Consider the following 1,954-nt stretch of genomic DNA (forward strand, 5'->3'; position numbering starts at 1 on the left):
CCCGGACAGCACCCCCCTGCCCCACTTCTCGACCGGACTGCCCCTCGGCGTCTTCCTCGACACCTCCTATCCCACCACCAGCCTCGACCTCCCGGCCGGCAGCAAGCTGCTGCTTTACACCGACGGGTTCACCGACACCCCCGACACCGATCCCGAGCAGGCCCGCGAGCAGCTGCGCCGCGTGCTGGCCGCCGCGGGATCCGACGCGGCCGCTCACGACCTCCATGACGTCGCCACCGCCCGCCTCACGCCGCTGCCGCCTCACGACGACTCCGCACTCCTGCTCGCCCACGTCACCGGGGCTGAGTCCGGCAACGGTGCCGGAGAACCGCAGTAGGGCTGCGGTCTGCACGCGCGGAACGTCCTCCACGTCGCCGTCGCCACCCCGCCGCGTCGTCATCGCGCCTTCCATGACGGCATTCATGCCACTAGATTTGGTGTCATGACCGCCATCACCCTTCGGATTCCGGACGCCATGGACAAGCCGCTGCGCGACGCGGCCGCCGACGCCCCCTCGCTGAACGACTACATCGTGCGTGCCGTGCGTCGGCAGATGACGCTCGACGCGGCCCGCAAGCTCGCCTCGATCGCACCCCTCGACCTCGCGGGCGAGGGCGACGCCCTGTGACCATCCGCAAGGGCGACGTCTGGGACGTCGACACCGGCAAGGGCACCCGCACAGTCCTGGTCGTCAGCCTCGACGGCCTCGCCGAGGCCTACCAGGCGGTCGTCGTCCTGGTTCTGCACGCCCCAGCCCAGCATCCCGACACGGCGATGAGCGTGCATCTGACCACTCCGGTCGACGCCTCCCTCGTCGCCGTCAACCTCCTTCAGCTCTCCGCCATCCGCTTCGAAACCGGCACGCTGCACGGAAACATCGGTCCCGAACAGCAGGAGCTCGTCGACAACGCGATCCGCGCGGTCCTCGACCTGTAGCCGGGGGCGGCGCAGTACCGGACGGGTCGCAGTGCCTGCGCGCTGGAACCTGCCTTCACTGCTCTCCTTCGAGACAATTGCTACGCCGATGACGGCGTCGGCTGACCGGGAAGGACCATAAGTGCGGGATTGGACTGGCCCTTCCCGGCCGCCGCCCCATGATCGGTCGTAAGGCACCCCGCCCGGATAGGGCCCAACGGTCCCTTCATGGACCACCGATAGGGCCCAACGGCCCCATCCCTCTTGCCCCTTGGCGCTCCACACGCATCACTCGCCTGCCCGATTCTCGATTTTGCGAAGTCGTTGCGATCCCAAAAGGTTTCGGTGGGGCCCGAGTTCGTATGTCCGTAAGTGCGGGATCCGAATGCCGGATCAGGAGACACGGTGCATTTTTCACGGACCGCGGTGGGATCGCTCTTTCTTGGTGGTGCACTCGCTGCCACCCTGGGGTCCCTCCTCTACCCCGCCATGCTCGGAGTCCAGAAGGCCAGTGGCGCGCCCGATCGGATCATCGCCGCACCAGAGTCCGGACAACTGTCGGAAGCCGATCGGGATTTCGTGGTCAAGGTACGCGCGGCCGGACTGTGGGAGTACTCCGTCGGCCTGATGGCCCAACAGAAGAGCACGACCAAGGCCATCAGGACCGCCGGTCAGCAACTGGTCGCCGGCGACGCATCCTTGGACGCCGCGTGCCGCAGGACCGCCGCCCAGTTGGGCATCACGCTGCCCGAGCAGCCGTCCCCGCAGCAACAGGGCTTCGTGGCCCGGTTGAACACAGACAGCCCCGAACAGTTCGGCACCGACATGGCGACCACCGTGCGCGCGGTGGACGGCCAGTTGCTCATGATGATCGCGAGTGTCCGCAGCACCACGAAGAACTCACTGATCCGCGCCCTGGCCGCCGAGGCCAACGACACGGTCCTGGACCACATCGCGGTCGTGGAGAAGACCGGCCTCGTCGACTTCGACCAAGCCGTCCTTCAGGAGACCTCGCCGCCCTCGCTCCCCGCCCATGACC

The 1,954-nt window shown here is 67.8% G+C and carries 4 protein-coding genes; all 4 read left to right on the top strand.

Annotated elements, in window-relative coordinates:
* Window positions 1–337, top strand: a 337-nt coding sequence (locus EHS43_RS43515) for a SpoIIE family protein phosphatase (RefSeq protein ID WP_148104307.1), incomplete at its 5' end; no start/stop codon positions are given.
* Window positions 338–442: 105 nt separating this feature from the next.
* Window positions 443–628, top strand: a complete 186-nt coding sequence (locus EHS43_RS43520; RefSeq protein ID WP_125195937.1) for a hypothetical protein — start codon at window positions 443–445, stop codon at window positions 626–628.
* Entirely contained in the window at window positions 625–936 is a 312-nt protein-coding gene (locus tag EHS43_RS43525; RefSeq protein ID WP_125195938.1) for a hypothetical protein, read from the top strand. Before EHS43_RS43520 ends, EHS43_RS43525 begins: the two co-directional genes overlap by 4 nt.
* Before the next feature lie 558 nt (window positions 937–1,494).
* Window positions 1,495–1,954: DUF4142 domain-containing protein (locus EHS43_RS43530; RefSeq protein WP_260470993.1), on the top strand; the 460-nt coding region annotated here is incomplete at its 3' end.

Origin of the sequence: Streptomyces sp. RP5T (assembly GCF_003933965.1) — a bacterium.
Lineage (GTDB): Bacteria > Actinomycetota > Actinomycetes > Streptomycetales > Streptomycetaceae > Streptomyces.